At 53.7% G+C, this 25,482-nt stretch carries 23 protein-coding genes; 16 read left to right on the top strand and 7 right to left on the bottom strand.

Going from position 1 to position 25,482, the window contains the following annotated elements; all coding sequences use genetic code 11:
- Both B3K78_RS02020 and B3K78_RS02015 read right to left on the bottom strand, forming a co-directional pair.
- Positions 1-948, bottom strand: coding sequence for an ABC transporter permease (locus B3K78_RS02020; RefSeq protein WP_286694122.1), 948 nt, complete (start codon positions 946-948; stop codon positions 1-3).
- On the bottom strand, positions 949-2,589 hold the full coding sequence (locus B3K78_RS02015; protein ID WP_286694121.1) for a peptide ABC transporter substrate-binding protein: 1,641 nt from the start codon (positions 2,587-2,589) through the stop codon (positions 949-951).
- 19 nt (positions 2,590-2,608) lie between these two features.
- On the opposite strand from B3K78_RS02015, the gene mnmC reads away from it, so the two are divergent.
- Both mnmC and B3K78_RS02005 read left to right on the top strand, forming a co-directional pair.
- Positions 2,609-4,642, top strand: a complete 2,034-nt coding sequence (gene mnmC, locus B3K78_RS02010; protein ID WP_286694120.1) for a bifunctional tRNA (5-methylaminomethyl-2-thiouridine)(34)-methyltransferase MnmC2/FAD-dependent 5-carboxymethylaminomethyl-2-thiouridine(34) oxidoreductase MnmC1 — start codon at positions 2,609-2,611, stop codon at positions 4,640-4,642.
- A 37-nt stretch (positions 4,643-4,679) separates the two neighbouring features.
- Positions 4,680-5,180 (top strand): nuclear transport factor 2 family protein, encoded by a 501-nt coding sequence (locus tag B3K78_RS02005; protein WP_286694119.1) that lies wholly within the window; start codon positions 4,680-4,682, stop codon positions 5,178-5,180.
- A 32-nt stretch (positions 5,181-5,212) separates the two neighbouring features.
- Here the strand turns inward: B3K78_RS02005 and B3K78_RS02000 are convergent, their stop codons facing one another.
- Positions 5,213-5,731 (bottom strand): nuclear transport factor 2 family protein, encoded by a 519-nt coding sequence (locus B3K78_RS02000; RefSeq protein ID WP_286694118.1) that lies wholly within the window; start codon positions 5,729-5,731, stop codon positions 5,213-5,215.
- A 112-nt stretch (positions 5,732-5,843) separates the two neighbouring features.
- On the opposite strand from B3K78_RS02000, the gene B3K78_RS01995 reads away from it, so the two are divergent.
- Positions 5,844-6,671 carry a glutaminyl-peptide cyclotransferase gene (locus tag B3K78_RS01995; RefSeq protein WP_286694117.1) on the top strand — a complete coding sequence of 276 codons (828 nt, stop codon included), beginning with the start codon at positions 5,844-5,846 and terminating at the stop codon, positions 6,669-6,671.
- Between the two features lie 46 nt (positions 6,672-6,717).
- On the top strand, positions 6,718-9,657 hold the full coding sequence (locus tag B3K78_RS01990) for an insulinase family protein (RefSeq protein ID WP_286694116.1): 2,940 nt from the start codon (positions 6,718-6,720) through the stop codon (positions 9,655-9,657).
- A 27-nt stretch (positions 9,658-9,684) separates the two neighbouring features.
- Here the strand turns inward: B3K78_RS01990 and B3K78_RS01985 are convergent, their stop codons facing one another.
- From B3K78_RS01985 to B3K78_RS01975, 3 genes are all read right to left on the bottom strand, one after another.
- Positions 9,685-12,282, bottom strand: coding sequence for a metallophosphoesterase (locus B3K78_RS01985; RefSeq protein ID WP_286694115.1), 2,598 nt, complete (start codon positions 12,280-12,282; stop codon positions 9,685-9,687).
- A 115-nt stretch (positions 12,283-12,397) separates the two neighbouring features.
- On the bottom strand, positions 12,398-12,820 hold the full coding sequence (locus B3K78_RS01980; RefSeq protein WP_204995535.1) for a Spy/CpxP family protein refolding chaperone: 423 nt from the start codon (positions 12,818-12,820) through the stop codon (positions 12,398-12,400).
- Positions 12,821-12,876: 56 nt separating this feature from the next.
- Positions 12,877-13,290, bottom strand: coding sequence for a regulatory protein RecX (locus B3K78_RS01975; RefSeq protein ID WP_286694114.1), 414 nt, complete (start codon positions 13,288-13,290; stop codon positions 12,877-12,879).
- A 172-nt stretch (positions 13,291-13,462) separates the two neighbouring features.
- On the opposite strand from B3K78_RS01975, the gene B3K78_RS01970 reads away from it, so the two are divergent.
- From B3K78_RS01970 to B3K78_RS01915, 12 genes are all read left to right on the top strand, one after another.
- The gene (locus B3K78_RS01970; RefSeq protein WP_036255425.1) at positions 13,463-13,663 is read left to right on the top strand and encodes a Flp family type IVb pilin; all 201 of its coding nucleotides are present in this window, start codon (positions 13,463-13,465) and stop codon (positions 13,661-13,663) included.
- 43 nt (positions 13,664-13,706) lie between these two features.
- Positions 13,707-14,141, top strand: coding sequence for a prepilin peptidase (locus B3K78_RS01965; protein ID WP_286694113.1), 435 nt, complete (start codon positions 13,707-13,709; stop codon positions 14,139-14,141).
- Between the two features lie 20 nt (positions 14,142-14,161).
- Positions 14,162-14,608: a TadE family protein gene (locus tag B3K78_RS01960; RefSeq protein ID WP_204995538.1), complete on the top strand. Its 447-nt coding sequence runs from the start codon at positions 14,162-14,164 to the stop codon at positions 14,606-14,608.
- 146 nt (positions 14,609-14,754) lie between these two features.
- The gene (gene cpaB / locus B3K78_RS01955) at positions 14,755-15,639 is read left to right on the top strand and encodes a Flp pilus assembly protein CpaB (protein WP_204995539.1); all 885 of its coding nucleotides are present in this window, start codon (positions 14,755-14,757) and stop codon (positions 15,637-15,639) included.
- Between the two features lie 35 nt (positions 15,640-15,674).
- Entirely contained in the window at positions 15,675-16,985 is a 1,311-nt protein-coding gene (locus B3K78_RS01950) for a type II and III secretion system protein family protein (protein ID WP_286694112.1), read from the top strand.
- A 15-nt stretch (positions 16,986-17,000) separates the two neighbouring features.
- Complete coding sequence (locus tag B3K78_RS01945; RefSeq protein ID WP_204995541.1) at positions 17,001-18,257, top strand: TadA family conjugal transfer-associated ATPase; 1,257 nt, start codon at positions 17,001-17,003, stop codon at positions 18,255-18,257.
- Positions 18,257-19,114 carry a type II secretion system F family protein gene (locus B3K78_RS01940; protein WP_051170801.1) on the top strand — a complete coding sequence of 286 codons (858 nt, stop codon included), beginning with the start codon at positions 18,257-18,259 and terminating at the stop codon, positions 19,112-19,114. Before B3K78_RS01945 ends, B3K78_RS01940 begins: the two co-directional genes overlap by 1 nt.
- A gap of 9 nt (positions 19,115-19,123) precedes the next feature.
- Positions 19,124-19,990 carry a type II secretion system F family protein gene (locus tag B3K78_RS01935; RefSeq protein ID WP_204995543.1) on the top strand — a complete coding sequence of 289 codons (867 nt, stop codon included), beginning with the start codon at positions 19,124-19,126 and terminating at the stop codon, positions 19,988-19,990.
- Positions 19,987-20,697: a tetratricopeptide repeat protein gene (locus B3K78_RS01930; protein WP_286694111.1), complete on the top strand. Its 711-nt coding sequence runs from the start codon at positions 19,987-19,989 to the stop codon at positions 20,695-20,697. The genes B3K78_RS01935 and B3K78_RS01930 overlap by 4 nt, the downstream gene beginning before the upstream one ends.
- 11 nt (positions 20,698-20,708) lie before the next feature.
- Positions 20,709-20,963: a DUF3613 domain-containing protein gene (locus B3K78_RS01925; protein WP_204995545.1), complete on the top strand. Its 255-nt coding sequence runs from the start codon at positions 20,709-20,711 to the stop codon at positions 20,961-20,963.
- A 2-nt stretch (positions 20,964-20,965) separates the two neighbouring features.
- Complete coding sequence (locus tag B3K78_RS01920; RefSeq protein WP_286694110.1) at positions 20,966-23,059, top strand: TadG family pilus assembly protein; 2,094 nt, start codon at positions 20,966-20,968, stop codon at positions 23,057-23,059.
- A gap of 104 nt (positions 23,060-23,163) precedes the next feature.
- On the top strand, positions 23,164-24,333 hold the full coding sequence (locus B3K78_RS01915) for a PilT/PilU family type 4a pilus ATPase (protein WP_204995547.1): 1,170 nt from the start codon (positions 23,164-23,166) through the stop codon (positions 24,331-24,333).
- A 54-nt stretch (positions 24,334-24,387) separates the two neighbouring features.
- Here B3K78_RS01915 and recA read toward each other — a convergent pair whose 3' ends face one another.
- Positions 24,388-25,422 carry a recombinase RecA gene (recA, locus tag B3K78_RS01910; RefSeq protein ID WP_204995548.1) on the bottom strand — a complete coding sequence of 345 codons (1,035 nt, stop codon included), beginning with the start codon at positions 25,420-25,422 and terminating at the stop codon, positions 24,388-24,390.
- Positions 25,423-25,482: the final 60 nt, after the last annotated feature.

Below are 25,482 nucleotides of genomic sequence, written 5' to 3'. Positions count from 1 at the left end.
TTAGCTGCGCCCCGCTGACAAACGGATTCGAGGGTCTATCAAGCCATAACTGATGTCGACAAGCACCACAATGACCACCAGAAAGGCGCCATAAAATACCGTGGTTCCCATAATGACGGTGTAGTCCAGCTGTTGCACGGCCTGCACGAAATAGCGTCCCAAGCCGGGTATGGCAAAAATCAGCTCAACCACAAACCCGCCCGTCGTTATCGCAGCAACCGCTGGACCGAGTTCAGTCACTACCGGTAACAGGGCATTGCGCAGCTGATAGCGAAAGAAGAGTGATACACCACTGATACCGCGCGCTCGCGCAGCCAATATATAGTCACTGCTTAGTACCTCGAGCATCGCCGCGCGGCTCAAGCGGCTTAAATATGCCAAAGTGCCCAGCCCCAGTACCAGAGCCGGGACCCAAACATGGTTGACACCTCCCCACCCCGCCACCGGCAACACCGTGCTCTCGGCCGCGGCGTTGATCTTGACGATAATCAATTGAGCCAAACCGGCAATCACAAACCCCGGCACAGAAATCGCTGCAACCACCATGAACATTACGAACTTATCAGGCCACTGGCCGCGGTAATGCGCGGCGATGCTGCCTGCCAAAACCCCGCCCACTAATGCAATAGCAATGGCCGCGATCCCCAGGGTTGCCGACACCGGAAAATGCTCGCGTATTATGTCGTTCACACGGCGATTTTCCTGAGTAAAGGAGATACCGAAGTCGCCGTTTATCATATTGCCCATGAAGGTGAAGTACTGCTGGCTGAGTGGCTTATCTAGCCCGTAACGCGCTTCCAACTGCGCGCGAACTACCGGCGACATCGCTTTGTCCTGGATCAATGGGTCACCCGGAACTGCGTGCATGGCAAAGAACGTCGCCGTTGCAATAAACCAAACTGTTATCGCGCCCCATAGGAGCCGATGCAATACAAACTTGATCATCATTCAGGGCTCAATCCAGGCATCGCGAAAATTGGGGTCACCGCCAAACACTGAACGACGAACGCCCTTTAACTGAGGGTGCTGAACATACAGCATGGCATTCTCGTAGGTGGGCAAAATGGGGACATCATCAACCACCAAATCCTGCAAGGCAGCCATCGCGGCAAATCGCTGGGAGGCATTGGCGCTGCTTTGAGCAACGCGCACCAAGCGATCATATTCCGGGTGGCTGTACCGACCACGATTATTGTCATTCCACGACGCAAACAAATCGGCAAAGGTCATAATATCGTCGTAATCAGGCCCCCAGGCGGCAACCACGATGTCAAAATCGCCGCGGCGCATCTTTTCTATGCGCTGCTTGAATACCTGCTGATCAATACGCAGGTCCAGGCCCAGGCCGCGCTTGAGGAGGTACTGGTAGTACTCGGCCTCCTGTACAGCGCGAGGGCTGTCTCCGGCAAGCAGCATAAGCGGTGGGAAAGCCTCAAGGCCGAGCTCCCTTTTCGCTTGCGCCAAATACTGGCGCGCCATGGCCAGATCTTGCCGCAGTCTCCTCACCGGATATTCCTGACGAAAAGCCTGTCGCTGGCCACGCACTGTGACCGGAAACAGGGAATACGCCGGCAGTACACCCGGCAGGCCGATCACTTTATTGACGAGTACATCTGGGTCCAACAGATACTGAATCGCCTTTCGGAAGTTTCTATTCGCTGTAATCCTGCCTGCGCGAAAATTAAACTCCAGAAAGAACAGCGAGCCACTGTGAAAATGCTGAATGTCATAGCCGCGCTTAACCGCCTCATCCAACAAGCCGGTATCTAAATTGGCGAGTGCAATCTGCCCATCTCGAAACAAATTAAACTGCGCACCAGGGTCCGCGGTGATATAGGGCATGTCGATGCGTGAGATCTGCAGCGACGACTTGTCCCAGTAATGCGGATTTTTCTCCAAGGTTAAATGCGCGCCGTGCACCCATTTGGTCAGGGTAAAAGGCCCGTTGTAGAGCATTTTGTCGGCGTCAGCGGCATAACGGCGCCCCCAGTGCTCTACAAGGTCCTGGCGCAGCGGCATATAACTCATGAAGGCCGTAAGGCTTAGGAAGTAGGGACAGGGCTGGGCAAACTCGACATGCAACTCGGTGCTGGAGACAGCCCGTACACCCAGTGAATCCGGCGGCGCAAGGCCTTCGTTTACGGCGCGAGCACCTTTAATCGGATAAAAGATAAACGCATACTGGGAGGCGGTTTCCGGGCGCAGGGCATATTGCCATGCAAAAACAAAATCCTGAGCGGTAACCGCCTGGCCGTCACTCCACGTCGCTTTCTCGCGCAGCCAAAACCGCGCCCCGTTTTCGTCGATTTGCCAACGTTCGGCCACCCCGCCTACCAGCTCACCGTTTTCGCCGTAGCGCAGCAGCCCCTCCATCATATGAGAGATAACGAAGCTCGCGATCGTATCTGTCGCTCTCGCACTGTGCAGTGTGGGCGGTTCAGTTGCGAGGGCCAGCGTAATACTTTTTGACTCTGGGTCGACGGCGCCCGCTTGCGCGGGCAGGCCTGGGAGTATCCCCACGACAGCAAATACAATCAGCATTACAGCCGACGCAATTTTGCCTGTTACAATACCTGTTGCCTCTCTCATAGCGTTTACAGGCCTGTCATTGAACGACCACAACAATCCTTATTATCTCCAACCTGCCGAGCTCGACTGGCAAGACGGTGTTCCCTGCGCCAGCGACTTCGGTGATGTATATTTTTCCCGCGATGATGGCAGCGCCGAAAGCCGCTATGTTTTTCTTGACGGCAACCAGCTGGCAGAACGCTGGAGAGCCCTAGATGCCAATAAACCCGGACGCTTTACCATCTGCGAAACCGGCTTTGGTACCGGTCTCAACTTTTTACTGGCCTGGCAATTATGGCAACAATGTGCGCCCGACTCTTGGACCCTGCACTATATTTCCTGCGAAAAGCACCCGCTGAACAGTGGCGACCTTGCCAAAGCCCATCAGCACTGGCCAAGCCTAGCGTCATTGGCGGCGATTCTACAGCACAATTATCCCCCTTTGATACCTGGACACCATCGCCGTTCACTCAGTGAGAGAGGGCCGCACATAGACCTGCTGTTTGGCGACATTGCCGACACCCTGCCCGCATTGATTGACAGTATTGGCGGTCACCCCAACTCGTTACCTCGCCCCGTTGACGCATGGTTTTTAGACGGCTTTGCCCCCTCTGCCAACCCGGGCATGTGGCAAGCGAGCCTTTTTGACGCCATGGCTCGCTTGAGCAAGCCCAATGCAAGCTTTGCGACCTTTACCGCTGCGGGCATCGTCAAACGTGGTCTGCGTGAACGCGGTTTTACCGTGACCAAAACCAAGGGCTTTGGCCGCAAACGCGACATGCTTGTCGGACACTTTACTGCCGCGCAGCCCGACACCGAGCCCGCTTTGCCGCCGAGCCGCCTGCCGTGGCATCAGCCTGCCGCGACCGCAAGCGTGCACTCAGTGGTGGTGGTTGGTGCCGGTTTAGCTGGCTGCACCACCGCCCGCGCACTGGCAGAGCGAGGACTCAGGGTCACCCTTATCGAGCGCCGCGCCAACCCTGCCGAGGAGGCATCCGGCAACCCCCAGGGTATGCTCTACACCAAATTATCGCCGGAACCCGGCTTGCTCAACGTGTTTACTCTGCACAGCTTCCTCTATGCGCTTCACCACTACCATCGTATTGCAAGCAATTCCGATGCCATTGATGGTGAGTTTTGTGGTGTTCTTCAACTCGCCAATTCGCCACGCGAGGCGGCGCTGTTTAAGCGCTTGCAGCAACAATTGGCCGAACACCACTGGCTGCAATTTGTGGATCGCGATCGGGCCTCTGCATTAAGCGGTATTGATATTCGCCAAGACGGTATCTTCTATCCCGCCGCGGGCTGGCTGTCGCCGCCGAGTGTTTGCAAAGAACGCATTGCTCACCCCAACATTGCGCTACTGACCAACAGTGAGGCACTGTCGCTGCTTGACCACGGAGACCACTGGCAGATCATTGGCAGCGGGCCACATCCAATTGCTGAGGGTGATGCCGTCGTTATTGCCAATAGCCACGACGCAACACAGTTTTCACAGAGCGCGTTCTTACCGCTGCGTAAAATTCGCGGTCAAATTAGTTATTTTCGACAGCAGGATGTTCAGACCTCACCCCGGTGCGTGGTGTGCCACAAAGGCTATGTCGCCCCTGAACATAAGCAACAACTCTGCATTGGCGCGAGCTTTGATCTTCACAACGCCAACAGTGAGGTAACGGCTGAGGACCACGCCTATAACCTCAACACACTCGCCGACCTTAGCCCTAACCTACTAAAGACCGGCAGCGAAGCGATTGGCGGCCGCGCCGCGCTGCGCTGCGCCAGCCCGGATTACGCGCCTATTGTTGGCGCCCTGCCCGATATTGAAGCCTTCGACAATGATTACGCCGCGTTGCGCAAAGATGCTCGCCGCGCCATCGATCAGCCCGGGCGCTATGTGCGCAATTGCTATGTGAATGTCGCCCACGGCTCGCGGGGCCTTACGTCGACCCCCATCGCCGCCGAACTGCTTGCTGCCTATCTATGCAATGAGAATCGGCCACTGCCCAAGCAGTTGTGCGAAAGTTTGTCGCCCGCGCGTTTTATCATTCGTGACTTAATGCGCAGTAAACGCTAGGCTGCCCCCAAACTACCAACACATGATAGGAGCCTGCGTGAGCGACTACACTGCCCTGGAAAAACGTCTGCGCGAACTCGAGGATATTTCAGCAATTTCTGCACTGAAATACCGCTACCTAAATGCCTGTGATGCCAAGCAACCCGAGGAGGTTAGTAACTGCTTTGTTGCGGGAAAGATCGACATCGACTTCGGCCACATCGGGCGCTTTGACAGCCGTGAAGCCTTTGTAAACGTCTTTGAAGAACTTGGCTGCCATGCCCACATTATCGACATGCACCACGCCCAAAACCCCGTTATCCGCATCCTCTCGGAAGACCAGGCAACGGGGCACATCGGCCTGCGTTTTCTGAGCATCAACACCCAGGATAAAACGCGCATTCAGCTGTCTGGACACTACGACGATGAATACCAACGTGTCGATGGAGAGTGGAAGATATCAGCGAGCCGCTTCACCGTGGCGGCTGTTGAGATGATTGATTTCTCTGGTGACCACGCCCGCGTTACCTACACCGGAAGCACAATGCCCTCCTTATAGGATGTTCGTCTTGGAGAACAAAGCCTAGCGGCTCATTTAACAAACCAAGCCGCGGATGGGTCGCGAGACAACTCAGCCCCTTGGGCCGTACCGGCAAACATGGGGCCTGAAAAGTCACAACGGCTAGGGCGACATTCATTCCAGTCGGTGACAATTTCGCGGTGGCTGAACTGCCACCGGCCGTCACAGTGAATATAACGGTCCAAGTACCGCCCACCCACCAGCAGCTCTTCATCGCCCGAGGCACCGGGGTAACGGTGGTAAGCCTGGCAATACACTTCGCCCTCGGCGCGATCGCCGTCAACCACAATCAGGTGATTCGTTACCGCGTGCGCCGTCAAAGTCATCTGGGATAATTGCTCTGGCAACCACTGAACATAATCGCTCGCTGCGCCGCGGAACATCGCCCCGTGGTCTTCAGTAGCATCAGGGTGATAGAGCTCTGCCAATGCGGCGTAGTCTTTGCGGTCGATGGCCCGGCAGTAGCGCAGTACCAAGTCGCGAATGGCTTCCTTCGCTGACAAGTGCCAGAGAATATCGTCGTTGTTCATCGCCCTGAGTGCCCTCCAAATCCTTGCTTAGCCACGGTGCCCGTCATCTGCACGTCAGTGGTGCGCGGCTACCAGCGAAATGGCATAGTAGGAGATTCTGCAAACACTGTGAATGCTGACAATAGTGATGTACCGCTTACACACGCTTATCGCTCTTGTGGTCGTCGTACTGCCACTGCGCGCGGCTGCTAATCCGCTTCCTTACGACGTTGTGGGGCACTACCCTCATTCAACAGCGCTCTTCACCCAGGGGCTGGAACTGTTTCACGGCCAGCTTTTTGAGAGCAGCGGTCTTTATGGCCACTCGAAAGTGATTGCACGCCCCTTTCCAGAAGGGAGTACTGCCCCTGAAGAAAGCACTGAAACCCTGCGGGGCGTCACCCTGGACAAATCGCTATTCGCAGAGGGCTTAACCTTCCACAGAGGCAGACTTTACCTGCTCACATGGCGCGCTGGCCAATTACTGGAGATAGACCCCGAGCGGTTTGCGCTACTGCGCCGTCACGCATACAAGGGTCAGGGTTGGGGCATTTGCTATCACTCGCGCCGCGACTTATTTGCAATGTCTGACGGCAGCGACGAAATACAGTGGCGCCGAACCAGCGACTTTTCATTGGTGGACACCCTCACCATTACCGGAGCCGGTAACTATCAGCACCTCAACGAATTGGAGTGCCATGGCGACTATATCCTCGCCAACCAATGGAAGCAGCCCTACCTCCTTGTCATTGATGCGCGCTCAGGCGAAGTCGTTTCACAACTAGACTTGAGTGCACTCATTCCAGAGGGCCTCCATCAGGAAGCGGTGCTCAACGGTATCGCCTATGATGCCCGCGACGATACCTGGCTGGTGACTGGTAAACTCTGGCCCAAAATCTACCGAATTCGCTTTACGCTTCCAGTATTGGAGACGGCAAAAAGCGCCGCAAAAGCCGGCTAAAAATGCTAGTCTCCCTGAAACGTTTAATCGCTCAAGACAGGATTCTATGACTGCTACCCAACCACGTGCCGCCCACCCTGCTTTTGAATTGCTCAGCAGTAAATCAATCGACGCACTCGGCGTCACCCTATGCGAATACCGGCACATAGAAACCGGCGCCAGCCACTACCATATTGACGCTGACAATAAAGAAAATGTGTTCCTTGTGGCACTGCGCACCGTCCCTAACGATTCGAAGGGCGTCGCTCATATCCTGGAACACACGGCGCTGTGTGGCAGCGAAAAATACCCGGTGCGCGACCCGTTTTTTATGATGATTCGTCGCTCGCTGAACAGCTTTATGAATGCGTTTACCAGTTCCGACTGGACAGCCTACCCCTTTGCCAGCAGCAACCGGAAAGACTTTGATAACCTGTTACAGGTGTATTTAGATGCCGTTTTCTTCTCACGCCTGCACCCCTTAGATTTCGCCCAAGAGGGTCATCGGTTAGAGTTTAGCGAACGCGGCAATCCCGACTCCGCACTTCAATTTAAAGGTGTGGTTTTCAATGAAATGAAGGGGGCCATGAGCTCGATACCAAGCAGGCTCTGGCACACGCTATGTAAGTATTTATTTCCCACTGCCACCTATCACCACAACAGCGGCGGCGATCCGGAGGCCATTCCAGACCTCAGCTACGAAGAGCTAAAGGGCTTTTACGAAAGCCATTACCACCCCAGCAACGCCATTTTTATGACCTACGGCGATATTTCTGCCGCCGAGCACCAAGCACGCTTTGAAGAACTGGCCCTCAAGCGCTTTACCGCCCTGGATAAGCACATTGCAGTGGCGGATGAAAAACGCTACCACGCCCCCATTCGCGTGCAAGAGTCCTACCCGCTGCCAGCGGCGGAAGACCCCAAGGGTAAGACCCATATCGTGTTGTCCTGGCTACTGGGCAATAGTACCGACCTTGATAGCCTGCTAGAGGCGCAACTTCTTGCCGGAATATTATTGGATAACAGCTCCAGCCCACTGCTGCATGCGCTTGAAACCAGCGACCTGGGGAGCTCCCCCTCGCCGATGTGTGGTTTAGAGGACTCAATGCGTGAGATGGTGTTTGCCTGCGGACTGGAAGGCAGTGAGGTCGAGCACCGCGATGCCGTAGAGGCCCTGGTGCTCGACACTCTCCGCGGCTTGGTCAAGGAGGGCGTCGACACCGACCAAGTTGAATCAGTCCTTCACCAGCTGGAGCTACAACAACGAGAGATCAGTGGCGACGGCTACCCCTATGGCCTGCAACTAATTTTGAATAGTTTGGGAGCGGCCACCCACCGCGGCAACCCCGTTGATGTCTTGGACCTAGACCCAGCGCTTGCGCGCCTGCGTGAGAAAATCGCTGATGCGGATTATCTTCCCCGCTTGCTGCAGCAGCTAATTGATAACCCTCATCGCGTCACCCTGGTTTTCAGTCCTGACCAACAGTATCAACAGCGCGCCGAAAACGCTGAACAACACCGATTAGCCACAATCCAAGCCTCGCTCAGCGACGCGGAGAAGCAGGCGATTATCGATCAGGCAGAAGCCTTGGCTGAGCGACAAACCCTGCAAGAAGACGAGAGCATCTTGCCCCGAGTAGGCTTGGCGGATGTCGCCCAAGACCTCCCCGAGCTGCCCTATACCGACGCGCATTTCGGCAATCTGCCCTACTGCTATTACAACCGTGGCACCAATGGTTTGATTTACCAGCAGTTGTTAATCGAAATGCCGCATCTCAGCGATGACGAGCTCGGCTTACTCCCCCTCTACACCCAAACCGTCACCGAGCTCGGCCTGGGCGAGCGCAGCTACATAGAGGTGCAAGCCCAGCAAGCCGCTATTTGTGGCGGCATCTCGGCTTACACCAGTATGCGCGGCGGCATAAACGATGAACAGCAGCAGCAGGCGTACTTAGTACTGTCGTCGAAGGCCTTGCTACGTAATTGCCAGGCGCAAGCAACGCTCATGCGCGACACACTGGAGCAGGTACGCTTTGACGAACATGAACGAATCTACGATATGCTCGCCCACATGAAGGCGCGACGAGAGTCTTCAATCACCGGAAACGGGCACGCGCTGGCCATGGCAGCGGCCTCTTCGGGGATGAGCCCCGTTGCAAGAATTAGCCAAAAGATGTCCGGTTTAGATGGCATTCTGCAGCTTCGACAGCTGAGCGATGCGGCTGAGACAGCGAGCGGCAAAGCCGCCTTGGCTGAGGGATTAGCGGCCATTCACCAGAAAGTGCTCTCTGCCAACCGGCAGCTGTTGGTCGTTGCTGAAGAACAGGGGTTCAATGCTCATCGCTCAGCGCTGGCATCGGTTTGGGATAATTTCCAGGGCGATGGCAACGCGCTATTGCACACCGACACCTGCCGTGAAGCACGTCGTGAATTTTGGTCTGCTAACTCCCAGGTCAACTTCTGCGCCAGCGCCTACCCCACCGTTCCCTCGGGCCATCCGGACGCCGCGATATTGAGCGTGCTGGCTGTGTATCTTCGCAACGGCATCTTGCATCGCAGCATTCGCGAACAGGGCGGCGCCTATGGCGGCGGCGCATCGCAAGACTCCAATATTGCGGCCTTCCGCTTTTATTCCTACCGCGACCCACGCTTGCAAGAAACGCTAAACGATTTCAGCCAAGCCATTGATTGGATGCTGGACACACCTGTGAGCAGCGACGCCCTGGAGCAAGCGATACTGGGCGTTGTCAGCAATATCGACAAACCCGGCTCGCCCGCCGGCGAGGCAAAGCAGGATTTTCACAGCCGTATTTTTGGCCGCAGCATTGATGATCGCCGCACATTCCGAAACCGCGTACTCGCGGTGACTGGCGACGATTTGCAGCGGGTGACCCGAGAGTACCTCAAGGGCGTGGCGCCCAGCATTGCGGTAATCAGTAATAGCGCAACGGCCCAAAACCTTGACGACTGGCTGTCAGCGGAAGGCTTTGAGCAACGGCAACTCTAGCGCCCGCGTGCAGTGCCACCTACTCCATCAGTGATGAAGGTGGCGCTGTATGCGCTGCTGCAGCTGCTGCGCATTGGGCTGCAGGCGTAAATTTTGCTTCGCGGCGCCCAGGTCATTGAGCTCGCTGTCGCTCAGCGCGCGCCCCGAGAATAACAGCGCATTCATGTAACCCTTTTGCGTTTCAAAGGAGTTATCAGTCAGCAGCAACAGCTCATCAATTATCGCCCAGCGTTCACCGATATCTCCCCCCGCCTTGGCACCGATTAGCTCACCGTCGAGGTAGGCCTTGAAGCTACCGCCATCGCCACCGGCGTAAAATACCAAGCCGAGTCGATGCCATTTTCCTGGACGGAACTCGCCAAAGTACCCGGAACCGGCACTGGCGATACCCACTCCGCCACTGGCGCTGGATTCGAAGAATATGTCTGCGTCATCATCGTTATTAGGCGTAGTCTGCATAATGGCGCGCCAGAAGCCATCACTGGCCTCTGGCCATAAAATGTCCATAACGAGCGAGTAATCCGATAATTTTCCTTGCTCGGCGAGGTCGCCGTTCGCAGGGACGTTGGTCTGCAGTTTCAACCCCTGCTCCGGACTGTATGCATCAAATGCCATCACCACCGAGTCTCCACCCGCTAATTCCGGCACACCAAAGTCTGCCGGCGGGCCGAATTGGGTATCCGCTTGTGTGGCAACGTTAAGGTAGCTCAGGCGCGAGGGCCCAGCGTCTTCTCGCAAGGGCTGCTCATCGCCATGGAACTGCCACGTTGTGGTAACGGTGTCTGGTTGACAGCGACTCAGGGTTTTATCGATATCCAGATACAGGCAGTCACTGCTGCGCTGGCGCGCATACGCATCCAGACTTGCCCAACTTTCTGACAGGTATGTTGCTGAGCGGTCAGCTAAATTGGGGAAGAAAAGCGTCAAATTCCACGCGGCACTTTTATAGAGCACCAGCTTGATGGGCTCTGACTCGGCTGCCTGCGACGAGACAAACACCCAAGCTGGCTGTGCCGCACGCATCTCAGCCAGTTCTGCGGCGGATACACTAACTTCATAGAATGCCTTAAAACCTGGCGTATCTGCGGGCTGTCGCTCAACGGGTAGCGCGCGATGAAATTCGGTTGCGGTTACCGTCCCTGGCAGCCAGCGCTCGATAACCTGCGAGGGATCCAGCAACGCTGCATCGGCCCCGTGATGATATAGCGCCGCTTTGGCTGCCAGGGCGGTTAATTGTTGTGCGTTTGGCTGGTCTTCAGCCAAGGCGATTTCGACATGCGCATCGGGGCTGTATTTTTGCACAATGCCCTCAATAACCTGCTGTGTTGTCGCATCGGGCTCAGCAATATCACGCACCTGAATTTCGTCAACACTGGCGTCGAGAAGGCGTTTGTCCGACAGGCGGTAGCGAAGCGTCACGTCACTCAGACCATCGGCGAAAAAGTCTGGCTGGATCAGTATATTGCCCGACGCCAACTGCTCAAACTCGGTACCCAAATGGCTGTGTCCGCCAAGGGCGACGTCGATCTCTGGGTTGGCGAGTAGGATTTCACGATCCGCACTGGCACCTAGGTGGCTGAGCATCACTAAAACGTCCACGTGCTCCCGGTACTGGCTGACCACCCCCTCGGCAATATGCTGCAAGTGCCAATTCATTTTAAAGTCGGGGACGAAATCCGGAATCGGTGCCGTCTCAAGGGGCTCATCAAGCTCATTCCACGGCCCCGAGCTCATACCAAAGAAGCCGACCTTCAAGCAGCCTACCTGAAGTACTGCAAAGCCCTGCGCGCCGAAACTCTCTGCACTGCCGCCTCGGTATTCACTGTTACTGGCAATCACCTGTGCGATTGGGTCCTGGGCGTGGTCGAGTAGCGTGTCCGCCCCCCAGGCAAAATCGTGATTGCCAATGACGCGTACATCAAACGCCATGGCCTTGGTGACCTCAACCGTCGCGGCTCCCGCCGATAACAACTCAGCGACGCTGCCCTTTTCAAAATCGTCTCCGCCGTTACTGAATACTGTATAGGGCTGTTCTCCAAGCGCCTGACGGTGGTAGGCCTTGATACGACTAAAAAGCTTTTCAGGGCCACCATAGCGTGCATGCAGGTCAGCTACGTGAATAAAGCGCAGCGATTGTTCCTCGGCTTGTGCTTCGCAGTTGCCGTTGACCACGCGCGCCACCTCGGGAGCCTCAGTGGGAACCAAGCGATATTCACCGAACTGGGTGATACTGGCAGTGACACCCGCCTCACCCTGCACAGAGCTCAATAGCGGCCGCCACTGCCCATCGACTTTTCTGGCCACGCTATATCGTTGATTTTTGGGCTTTTCCGGCAGGGGTAAGAATAACCTAGCGGGCGTTAGCAGCTGTGTTTCCGTGGGCTGCAGCTCATACTGCGTCTGCTCCGCAGCAGCGCTCACTTCTAAAGAAATAGACAGGGCTTGCGCTGCGCTGGTCGACGCCAGTTCTAAACGCGCGGTGTCATCGAAGGTTAGCACCGACGCTTCACCTGGAGCGATGCGATAGGAAGGCGTGTCGTCGCGACCGGAACCGCCCCCACCACCTCCGCCGCAGGCAACAAGGGAAAAACATATAAACAGTGGGGTTAAGAAACCCTGTCGCATACTCACAGCTCCATTAATTTACTGCCCATTGCAGCTCGCTATCCTTGCGAATACTACGTGACCCAGCGTAGACGCTATCTAGGTACAAACCGTGATTTCAGCAACCACTAAAGGCTCACTGCGCCGCAGAGACTCCGGTTTTTTCTTGGCCAGCTTTGCGCAGTCTTCGATACTCCGCCTGCTGGGAAGGCGTGAGCAGGCCGTAAAACTCCATTTGTGTTTGGAGAATTGACCCGGTGTGGCGGGCCGCAACAGACCCCGCCCGCTGGCTCATTGCAGCAATGGTACTGCGCGTCATTTCCGGTAGCGGTTGTAGCTGCATATCTTGTCTAAGTGCGACGCTTTCTTTTTGTAACTCGGCTGCTTTTGCCGCATAGCGGACAATCAATTTATTGACCTGCTCGCGTTGCTGGCTAGTGAGCTCCAGCTTGTCCGCCAGGGCTGCGATGCTGGCACTGCTAAGCGCCTCTGCCGCTTGAGCCGGCATCACCAGCACCCATGTGCTGAAAAAAAGAATCGAGATAGAGCGAATCAACATTCATTATTCCTTTCAATGAATCTGTCCCAAACAGAGTACTTCTCGGTGCAACATCGTTATGCAGTTCTACACACGCGCCGGATGGACTCTGCGTCGAAGCCACGATGATGAAGAAATCGCTGCCGTTTGGCCAGCTCCCGCCGATCTTTGGGTGGAACATCGGCGTATTTTTTTTGGTAAACACTCTGCAATTGCTCAAACCAGTCGAAACCGGCATCAGCAAACGCCTCATCGATAATCGTTTCTGAAACACCGCGGTCGCGCAGTTCCATGCGAATACGCGAGGGGCCAAAGCCACTATTTGCTCTCATCCGCAGGTAGCTCTCGGCAAAACGCTGATCACTTTGCAGACGCTCAAGAGCCAAGCGCTCCACAACTATCGCAATGTCCGCCTCACAACAGGGGAAGCGCTGCGCCAACTTGGACACTAACTCCTTACGGCTGTGCTCCCGTCGGGCCAATAAATCCATTGCTTTCTTTCGTATACCTATGTCACTCAATTTCTACTATCCTAACTGGGGGTAGATGCTCGCCTCTACGGCAAATACTTATTTTTTTTAATCTGTGCAAATAGCAAAGTAACAACACGGTCAACAGGGCGTTATTAGACTCGACCGCTTTCTTTTACCATGGAGTGTAACTATGTTAGTGCAAATTCAAGTATTGTTGATGCAGATTTTTTCTGGTTCCCTGGCTAAATTTCGCGATGATGAGCGCGGCGCAAGTGCCATCGAGTACGCAATTATGGCTGCCGTACTGATCGGCGTTATCATCGCAGCGATTGGCCTGCTGGACCTCGGCGGCATCTTCACTGACATCAACGCAGATATCGACGCAGCCTAAACACGTTATTGAATTTGGCGGCGAAAAAGGAATTCCCCGTGTTATGGCCATCGTCATCATTCTGCTACTTGTCGTCTTGGCATATGTTGATTGGTCATCACGGAGAATTCCCAACGCCCTAAATCTGGCGCTGTTTATTGCTTCGCTGAGCATTTTTATCGGCAGTGGTGGCATCAGCGCCTATCAATGGGTGGTGAATATTGTGCTCGCCCTGGCGATTACACTTCCAGGCTACCTTTCAAACAACATGGGAGGTGGCGACGTCAAGCTGCTGCTGGCCCTCTCTCCGCTTTGGCCGCCGACGACGTTACTCTTTGTCTTCGCCTCGGGTACCCTGGTGCTGGCACTCATCATGACTATCATCGAAAAAAGTAAGCGGCATGATAAGCATCGAGCGCGCGGGTTCCCGATCGGCACTGCGGTCAGTCTGGGCGCAGCGCTACTCCCCCTCTCACCATTCTTCTCTGTTTCGCTATGACACACCACGAGGAAAACATTATGGCCGGGGCGCCAAGTACTTCAAATAACGCGCGCCAGAGCGGTGTGGTCGCTATTGAATTCGCCATTCTATTCCCGGTATTTTTCGCTCTAAGCTATGCAGTGATGGCCTATGGGATGTATTTTCTACTGTTGCAGAGTTTCGCCTATGCGGGTGAAGATGCTCTCAGAGCGGCGCTAGCTACAGACTGTGCTGCAGCAGTATGCACGGAGGCCGAGCTAGAGCCTGTCGTCACGGCGCAAGTCCAGAATTCACTTACTTGGTTCTCCGCGGACCTCGTCAATGCAGCAACGGCCGGCGATGATTTCTTCAGCTGCGATGCAACAATGCTATGCACGGTGAGGCTCAGCGCTCCACCTATTTTGGACAGCATAAATCTACCTATTATCGGCAGCATTCCCAACCTGCCCGACCCGGTAGTGAGCCGTTCCAGCCTGCGCATGTAGCAATCGCGACAAGGAAACTATACGTAGGTGCCACAATATCAGCACAACGTCACACCACCTAACATCAGGGAAAGAGACGCTAAACTAAAATGTAGCGACGGTGTAATACGATAACTTCATCTTAGATGCATTCAAGGGATATACCGATGCAAGCAAGGACTCTCAAGATCATCGCTGCACTGCTAATTATCAGCGCAGTTATCATGGGTATCATTGGTTATCGAATTAGCCAACAAGATGCTATTCGCGACCAACAGCGGCAGACTGTGGCAACGCAGGCCGACTCCTACACATATGCTCAAAAGCTAGTCATTGCAACAAGAGACATCGCCAAGGGAGAAACCCTGACCGAAGAGGAGCTGATGCAAGTTCCTTATGCCATCAAGGTCGAGGGCAGCTTTGCAACGGTCTCAGAGCTACTTAACAAGCGAAGTAAACAAGACATTCTGAAAGGTTCGGTGATTCGTGACAGCGATTTCGAATCCGATAGCAAGTTAGCTGAGCAAATTCAGCCCGGTCACCGCGCCGTTGCCGTTAAAGTTGACGAGGTTATCGGCACTGGTGGCTTCTTAAAGCCCGGGGATTTTGTTGACGTCATCTTTAATAGCCGCGCCACAAAAGAGACCAACGACCGCAGTATGTCTCGACGCGTACTACGCAATATTCGTCTGATCGCGTTTGGCGACGAGGTCGAGGGCGAAAAGCCTCAGCCGGTTACTAACGAGAGCAGTAAAAAAGCGAACAACAAAGATGGCGGAAAACGCAGCCGCTCCGCGGTACTGGAAGTGCCTACAGACGAGGTAAACCGCCTTGTGTTAGCCGAGAGCGCCGGGGGACTTCGATTGGTAGCGATCGGCGAAGCTGACCGCCTGGCACGCGAGGAGATGATCGCATCCGGTGAAACACCCGAAGAAAACGAAGACAAAGCAACCTTAATGCGAGAAGTCACGGGCTTTAAACCCGCCCCACCGCCAAAATCCATTTATATGTATAGCGGCGATAAAGTCGAGACAATTCGAGTACGAAACTAATGCAGCAACCACTGGTTCGATATGGAGCATCTATCATGAAACAGGGATTTTTAATTGCTTTGCTGTTAGGGCTAATCACCAGCCTGCATGCAGAGCCCTACAAGACCCTGCGACTGGAACTGGGTGAGCAGCAAATGCTGAGTACCAAATACAGCGTAAAAAGGAGCGCCATTGGGCGCCCGGAAGTTGCGTCACTTAAAGTGCTCAATTCAAGAGAATTTCTTCTGACTGCAAAACAACTTGGTGCAACCTCGCTGTTGCTTTGGCAGGGCGGCAAGGAGCCGACGGAATTTCGCATAGAAGTTGTGCCCAGTTTGTCTCCTAGTACGCGCGACGGCGTTGCGGTGGACAGCAGTGGCCCCTATATCAGCCTGCAGGGCGAGACTCGATCCTTACAACAACATCAGCAGCTACTCACATCGAGTGGCCCCAATGTTTTGGACAACACCGTTCAGCGCGGCTCCATGCAGGTGCAAACGGATATTCGCATTGTTGAATTTAGCCGATCCCAACTCAAACAAATTGGAACCGCACTGTCCTACGTCGGCGGGGATACCTCTATCGCAACAGGCGGATCTGGTTTACTTCCGCTATTAGAGGGCAATGGGCCACTGGGTGCATTATTAGGTATTACACCAACAGGCGCGGATGCTTCCTCAATACTAGTAGGTCATGTAAAAAATGGTTTTAGTGCAGCCATTAATGCCCTTGCTCGAAACGGCTATGCCTACACATTGGCTCAACCCTCGCTGGTCAGCATGTCTGGTCAAACAGCAACTTTTTTAGCGGGTGGAGAATTCCCCTACCCAGCGTCAAACCGCGATGGCCAAATTCAAATTGAATACAAAGAGTTTGGTGTGCGGCTGCACTTAACACCAACCGTGCTCAGTGAAAATAGCATCATGCTAAAAGTTGCCCCAGAAGTCAGTGACTTGGACTTCACAAACGGCGTGCAAGCCAGCGGCGTTTCCGTCCCCTCTCTGCGCGTGAGACGCACTGACACCTCGATCCAGCTCGCTCCCGGGGAGAGCTTCATTATCAGTGGTTTGGTAAGCAGAAACACCTTTACCAATGCCGACCGGCTGCCCGGCCTGGGAGACATCCCTATATTGGGCGCCCTATTCCGCTCTACACGGTTTTCGCAGGAAGACAAAGAGCTGATCATGATTGTCACTCCCCACCTGGTAAATCCCATTGCCAAGGACGCGGAGCTGCCAGAACTACCCGGTGAAACCTATAAGCACTATGTCCCCTCATTTACCGATATGCTGTTTCGCGACTTAGATAAATCCAGCGAGCGAGCAGCGAAGAAGGCGCAAAAATCCGATGTCGGATTCGCAGATTAATAAGGGAGCCCAGTGATGAGGCTGATCGACCGGAGAACACCTGAAACTAAGCAGGAACAACTCGACGATTACGAGACGCTCAAAGCCGCCCTACATCGCTTTGTCATAGATCGTATCGAAGATGACAATATCATCTACGACGATGACTCAAAAAAGTTAGAAGAAGCGATCGGTGCTTATATACGGCAGTATTGTCGTATATACGAGGTGAATATCGGCCGAGAAAAATTCGACAATCTAGAGAAAGAGCTGCTGGACGAAATTGTGGGGTTCGGCCCCCTACAAGTTCTTCTCGACGACCCCGATATCAATGACATCTTGATTAATGGTCCGCGGCGCATCTTTGTCGAACGACGCGGCGTACTAGAACAATCGTCTATGCGGTTTCTAGACGACCGCCATGTGCTTCGGGTTATTCGACGCATGATATCGCCACTGGGGCGCCGCATCGATGAATCCAGCCCCATCGTTGATGGCCGACTGGCAGATGGTAGCCGTATTAACGCCATCGTACCGCCGCTCGCACTAGATGGTCCCTGCCTGTCTATCCGAAAGTTCCGCAAGGACCCTCTGACCGCCGAAGAACTCCTGGCCGGCGGATCGATAACCAAGGACGCACTGGACTTTCTCAGCGAGTCGGTTGCTAAAAGGCGCAATATCTTAATAAGCGGGGCGACCGGCTCCGGTAAGACCACTTTGCTTAACATTCTGAGCCAGTATATTCCTGCAACCGAGCGCATCGTAACCATCGAGGACGCAGCAGAACTCCAATTGCGCAATAGCCACGTGGTGCGACTAGAGACCCGACCTGAAAACAATGAAGGTGTTGGCCAAGTCACAGCGGGCGAGCTTGTCAAAAACGCCCTTCGCATGCGCCCAGACCGAATTATTGTCGGTGAAAGCCGCGGTGGAGAGGTCGTGGACATGTTGCAAGCCATGAACACCGGCCACAACGGCTCGATGACCACCGTGCATGCCAACTCAGCTAGCGATGCGATCACTAGGCTGGAAATGATGGTAGGGATGTCGGGGTTCAAAGGCTCAAGCGAGTTAATTCTCAAAATGATTGGCAGTGCATTGGACATGATCGTTCATATCGGCCGCCAATCAAATGGGCATCGCTGTGTAATGCAAATATGCAAACTCACGAATACGGCGAACGGACTGCAACTACGCGAGCTATTCGCTTTGGATGCTGGCGGTAATCTTGCCAGAAACCCCAGTGAACAAAATGTTCCTCTACTCAACGACGTAATGCCGGGGTCGCCGTGATGTTTTGGATAGCCCTGGTAGCACTAATGATTGGCCTCGCCTTTGTGCTCATGCTGTTGGTCAATGTCGAAGCACCGGCAGAGGTAGAAATCGCCGAGGTCGAACGCAAAGATCCCGTGCCGGAGTTCATTACTAATTACTTAGCCGCCAACGGCGTAGAGCTCCCAGCTGTCGTGATCTACAGCGTCATTGCCAGCCTCGCAGCAATGACGATTCTGTGCATCGCGTTACTGCCGATTAGTATCGCTGCCATCAGCATTCTAACTGGCTATGCCGTCGCGTTTCTCAGCATAAAATTTGTCGGCAGCAAACGTCGGGCGAAGATGCTTGAGCAGCTGCCCTCTTTTATCAACCAAGTTACCCGCAGACTTTCGGCGGGTATTTCTGTAGAAAATGCCTTCGCAGACTCAGTTGAAACTTTGGAACGCCCCTTAGGCACCGTCATGCGACGAGTAGTCAGACGGGTACACCTGGGCTACGACCTTCATCAGGCTTTCAGCCGTGAAGCTGGCGTGACGAAACTACACGAATTCAACGTAATTGCGACGGCCCTGCGCATCAACGAACAATACGGCGGGAGCATCCGCTCTATTCTGGATGATATCGTGGGTATATTGCGAATGGATGAGGCCGGCAAGCGTGAACTAGCCGCCATGACTGGAGAAACACGTTTCACAGCGACAGTACTCGCTCTGCTGCCGCCGGGTATCGCCGTATACATGTTTAGTATTAATCCAGACATGATGTTGGAAGTGTGGTCTCAAAGCAGTGGTAAGTCCCTATTTATCATCTCCGCGGTAATGGAAATACTGGGCGTATTCGTACTGTGGCGCATGGTTAACTCAATAGAGTCATAGGCAATAGACATGGAAGCGCAACATTATTTTTTCATTATCGGCGCACTTATATTATGCACCGCACCGGTAATACTCCTAGCTACCGCACACATTAACAGTGATGCCAGCGAGAACACCAAGCTAGAGTTTGGGCGCCATGACACCTGGCGCATGCTTCGCGAGGAAAACACCCATATTGCCTCGCTCTCTCAGCTGCTACGCCGCGCAGGACTGTTTACCAGCGCACAACAGATCAAAGCGATTTCTTTTACCTTGGTCGCTTGCCTAGTATTGGGCGTAATTGCCGCGGCGGCGAGTCTGTTTAAGGGGCTGGCGATCGGGCAGGTCTTGGCCATCACCGGTGCGACAGTGATTGGCAGTGTTGTACTGGCCTACCTCATTCTAAAAAACCAAGCAGACGAGCGACAAAACGCCTTAGAAAAAGAAACCATGATGTTAATTCAGACCACGCGCATGCTATGGCGCGTCGGCCTGTCTTTACCCAAAACCCTTGGCATTATTTGCGAGCAACTGTCAGAACTGTCACCCAACTGCGCCAAGGAGCTTTCCCTTGCAGCAAATAAAATTGAGTCGGGGCAGAGTCAAGAAGAGGCCCTTTATGAGCTTATCAATAGCTGCAGTGCAGAGGGCTTCAAGGAGTATTTGATTGTAATCCGTCAGCAGTCCATTACTGGCGGCAGTATCGATAAGTCTCTTGACGAACTCTACTTGCTCTTACAAAACCGTCGGCGGCTTAGCTTACAAGAGCAGGTCAATAAAATATCGGGAAAGATGTCATTGGTTATGATGCTGTTTTTATTTCCCGCTTTGGTATTACTTGCAGCTGGCCCTAGCTTTTTCTCCATGGTGCAAGCGCTGAACGAGTTAGGTGGATGATGAATACGTCAATAAACAACGCCTGTTTTCGACGCTTTCTGCCGTTGATGCTGGCATCACTGCTGTTATCAGCATGCGCCTCAGCGCCCTCGCAACTATCGCAAAACCGTGCAGATTGTGGTGCGTCATTGAGCCAAGCCCAACGGGTAAAACTAGATCTTGTTGAGCAGTTATTGTCAGAAGGCAGCTATTTCTCTGCACAGGCGCACCTGGAACAGGATGACAGTAATAGTCCTCGGGCCCTTTGGTTGACCGCCGAAGCACAACGTAAGACGGGGATGCTGAGTGAGGCCTACGATAACTACAGAGACCTCAGCCTAACCTGCATGACCGCTGCCGGACACGCTGGCATGGCGAAGATACTTGCCACCCGTGGCGATCTAGCCATTGCCCATCAGCACATGTTGAAAGCCAGACACCTCGCCCCTACCAGCGCAGATGTTCGCAATGACTACGGCTTCATTCTCCTGGCAATGCGAGACTTCAAAGCAGCCCAACGAGAGTTTATGACCGCATTGCAACTGAAAAATGGTCATCCGGTCGCTCTGCGTAACATGATCATCAGCCTGATACTTGATGGTGACACCCGAACCGCACTACGCCTCGCTCAAAACAACGACATTAATAGTGCAGAATTTAATCAGCTCCTTGAAAAAGCAAACCATTTCACAGAGCCCACTGTCGCCAAACGCGCCATTGTTAGATAGGGAATTAACGTATGAAAAATCGACTATTGATACTTTCATCACTCGCCTTTAGTTGTGCGGTCACCGCGGGCGAACCTAGCTATGACATTAGCCGCGACACTGCAACAACCCGAGCCCTAGACGCTCAACGTTCTGGAGAAATAGCCTCTGATATTCCTCAGAAGCAGAACGGCGCCTCGCGCGCATTAAGCTACAAGCGCTATACCGAAAGCTTTGACCGCCCGATTCCCGTGTCATTTATCGACACAGACTTTAAAACGGAATAGTAATGAGTGCTGCCCGCCGCTTTATTCGCCAGCCAACGCCTTCGCAACAGAGAGGGGTAATGACGCTGACCTTAGCTGCGTTGATGTTGGCAATAACTGCTTTTCTTGCGCTCTCAGTCGATACTGGCAGGCTCTTTCTTGAGAAGCGCACCCTACAAAGGCAGGCTGACTTAGCGGCCCTGGAAACGTCGTTGACTTATTGTCGCGACCAATCGCTAGATGATGACGGCCTATTTGCGGCCGCCCAGGCGGCATTGGCTAGTGAGCGCAATAATTTTCGTGGCGATGCGGGCGGCATTGCGGTTGTGCTCGGTGAGATTACGAGCGCTGACGACGGCAACGGTGGTAGCGTCAAACAATTCACCGCAAGCGCAGATGGAAAGGCCGTACAGGTCACGCTGACGCGAACAATACGTGCATCCCTTTTCGGCAGTGTAGTACCTGGCGGCAGCCAAACAATCACTATTGAGGCGCGGGGCGCTGCAGAAGCTTGCCAGCCCGTCGCATCGCTACATTTGCGCAGCAATTTACTCAATGTCGACTCAAGCCAATCAGCACTTCTTAACGGCGTCTTAGGCGGCTTGTTAGGTACTACCCTTAACCTCAGTGTCGCACAGTGGGACGGTCTACTGGACACAAACCTCAATTTGCTGAGTTACCTTGATGCTCTGGCCGTTGATCTCGGCATCTCTGCAGGAGACTATGACAGCGTACTTAACGCCGACGTTAGTCTGGGAGATCTACTCGACGTCGGCGCAGATGTACTGGAGTTAGGCGGTAATACCGCTGCGGTTAGCGCATTTCGTGATCTCGTCTTAGCCATCCCTGGGGCCACTCCGCTGATATCGCTCGGTGAGCTGCTTGAGGTGCAAACGGGAGCACCCGAAGCCGCACTAGATATTGGCCTACAAGCAATGCAACTTGTTCAAGGGACCATTCAACTGGCGAATAGCAAATCCGCGATCGCCGCCGACATACCCATAAACCTTCTCGGCTTAGCGGGCGCAACGGTAAAACTGCAAGTGACCGACCCGCCAAGACTCATGGCCACGGGCAACCCAAAACTCGCTGCAGATGCGCCTTACGGCGGAGATGCGATATTTGTCAGATCAGCCCAAGTACGCACATTTATTTCGCTGGATCTGCCAATTGTCGGCGCTACCTTAAATACGCTGCTAAGCCTCGTAAATGACAACCCTTTACTGAGCGGCATCGCTGGCACAGTCAGCAGCTTGCTGTCACTGGATATACTCGGCGTACTTCAGGGACTGAGCTGCGTGGTTTACTGTGATATCCAGAGAGACCTTTTAGATATCGAAGTACTAAGCTCGCCGAGGCTGGATATCCTTCTTGAAGCGGGCAGCGGCGACGGCCGCGTAACCGATTACGATTGCGATGGCGAAGACAAAGCACTGGATGCGCTCGCCAATAGCTCCGCTGTCAGCGTACTTGCCGGTAGCCTGGGCAGCGATATGAATGATGCCGCCACTAACGCCTTTGATGAAGCTTCACCAAGCGTGGCCCCCATTCCGATACTCGATATCGGCACCAAGCGGGTACGCTACCAGTGCACCCTTCTGCTGATTTGCTGGACTGAATACTGGGACGGCAGCGCTTGGGATGGTGATCCCGGTGCCGCCGAGCGGGATGCCTTCTCTGGAGGCGGGCTGGGCCTGAGTTTAGACTCTGATTTGCTCGCAGGCTCAGAAACCCTGAATTTCGCCAACAACCCATCCGACGACTACCTGCCCGAGTTCGGTGTAGATCCAATAGATGAGGCCTATCAAAGCGTTGATACTCAAAGCCTGGTCGATAACTTAGAGGGCGATTTGCTGGGCTTAAACCTCGAGTTCTATGCCCCCACCAACAGCGGCGATGGTATTACCGGAAACGCGCTCGGTGGGCTCCTCTTCCTTGTGGGTTCAGCCGCCAGTGCGCTGACGGGCGCTGTGGAAGCGATTATCACATCTACGCTCTCTCCACTGCTGACAGCCATTGTTAATCAGCTGTTGGATGCGCTCGGCGTCAGTTTGGCCGAGACCGAAGTAGGCGCAGCCATGACCTGCGAAAGTGATAGAGTGAAGCTCGTAATGTAGCGCGAGCCTTTTTACCTTAATGCTGCCTCCTGCAAAAAAATATAGTCTGACAACCACTACTGTTACACTGTAAAAAAAACAAGAATCTGCCGGCTGTAACCACGATGAACTTCAATGACTACCTCACCCTTCTCGCGAAAAATGGCGGCTCCGACTTATTTCTCAGCACCGGCGCTCCGCCGTGCGCGAAATTTCACGGGAAACTCAAACCTCTCGATAAAGACCCATTTACACCGGGCGAGATCAGAGACATCGCCTACGAAATTATGGATGGCGAGCAACAGAAAGAGTTCGACCAAGAACTCGAAATGAACCTTGCTTACGCCATCCCTAAAGTTGGCCGTTTTCGCGTCAATATATTTAAACAACGCAACGAAATCTCGATAGTAGCTCGTAATATCGTCACCGATATTCCCAACGTCGACTCCCTGGGGCTACCCTCAGTTTTGAAAGACGTGATTATGACAAAACGGGGCCTGGTGCTATTCGTTGGGGCAACGGGTTCTGGTAAATCAACGTCTCTTGCAGCACTTATTGATCACCGGAATACCAACAGCAGCGGTCATATAATTACGATCGAAGATCCGATTGAGTTCATACACCGGCACAAGCGCAGCATTGTTAATCAACGCGAAATTGGTGTGGACACGCGCAGCTTTCACCAAGCCCTGAAAAATACACTCCGGCAGGCACCTGATGTCATTTTAATAGGAGAAATCCGCGACCGTGAAACGATGGAACATGCCATTGCCTTTGCCGAAACAGGGCACTTGTGTATTTCCACACTGCATGCCAATAACGCCAACCAGGCACTCGACAGGATCATTAACTTCTTTCCCGAAGAGCGCCGGAATCAATTACTGCTCGACCTCTCCCTCAACTTAAAGTGCTTTGTCTCCCAGCGTCTGATTCCCACCCTAGACGGCAAACGCTGCGCTGCTATCGAGATTTTATTGGGCACGCCAACCGTCGCCCAGGCTATTCACAAAGGCGAAGTCGAGTCGATCAAAGAGATCATGGCAAAATCAGAAAATCTGGGGATGCAAACCTTTGATGCCGCCCTGTTCAAGCTTTACGAGGAAGGGAAAATTTCTTTTGAGGATGCGTTAAAAAACGCTGATTCATCCAACAACCTGCGTCTCAGAATTAAACTAGAAAGCACAAGAGGCATTCCCGCCGGCGAAGAAGAACCTGATACAAGCAGTAGTAATAGAAAAGCTGATAACGCTTTCAGCCTGCAAATTGAGGAAGAGCCTCCAGAGCCCGAAAGTTAAACTGAAAAAACTCAGGGGCAGTGGTAAATGCCCCTGAACCAGTTGGCTGCAACGCTATTCTTCGCTGGCCTCTACACTTTCTTCTGCCTTCTTGGCAGCCGGCTTCGGTAGCAGCTGTTCGCGGATGGCCGATTCAATTTCATTGGCGATTTCGGGGTTCTCACTCAAGAAGCGTGCAGCGTTCGCCTTACCCTGACCAATCTTGTCGCCCTTATAGGCATACCAGGCACCAGATTTATCAACTAAGCCCAGCTTGACGCCCAAGTCGATAACTTCACCCATGCGGTAAATACCACGGCCATACATGATTTGAAATTCAGCTTGTTTAAAGGGCGGTGAAACCTTGTTTTTCACAACTTTAACGCGGGTTTCGTTACCAACAACTTCATCGCCCTCCTTCACCGCGCCGGTGCGACGAATATCCATGCGAACTGACGCGTAGAATTTCAGGGCATTCCCGCCAGAGGTGGTTTCGGGGTTACCAAACATAACCCCAATCTTCATACGAATCTGGTTGATGAAAATAACCAGTGTATTAGTCTGCTTGATACTGCCGGTAAGCTTCCTAAGTGCCTGGGACATCAGTCTCGCTTGAAGGCCAACGTGAGAGTCACCCATGTCGCCCTCGATTTCAGCCTTCGGCACCAGCGCGGCGACCGAATCGATAACAATGACATCGACAGAGCCGGATCTAACCAGCATATCGGTAATTTCCAGCGCTTGTTCCCCGGTGTCAGGCTGAGAAACCAGCAAATCTTCCAGGTTTACACCAAGCTTTTCGGCATACTGGGGGTCAAGAGCGTGCTCTGCATCAACAATCGCCACTGTCTTGCCCAGCTTTTGCGCTTCAGCCATTACCTGCAAACACAGCGTGGTTTTACCCGAAGACTCAGGGCCATATATCTCTACGATTCTTCCAAATGGCAGGCCACCGATCCCAAGGGCAACATCCAAACCCAATGAGCCGGTGGAAACAGAGGGCATAATTTCACGAGAGCTATCCCCCATTTTCATAATTGAGCCCTTACCAAACTGGCGCTCAATTTGTCCTAATGCCGACTCCAGAGCCTTCTGTTTGTTGGCGTCCATAGTTTCTCACCCTTCTTCATGTCGCTAGTGGTCTCAACCACACTTGCGAGGCCGCTGACT

Source organism: Spongiibacter sp. UBA1325, assembly GCF_002306875.1.
Classification (GTDB): domain Bacteria; phylum Pseudomonadota; class Gammaproteobacteria; order Pseudomonadales; family Spongiibacteraceae; genus Spongiibacter; species Spongiibacter marinus.
The sequence above is the reverse complement of the archived record's forward strand: the minus strand, read 5'-3'. Positions and strand labels throughout refer to the sequence as shown.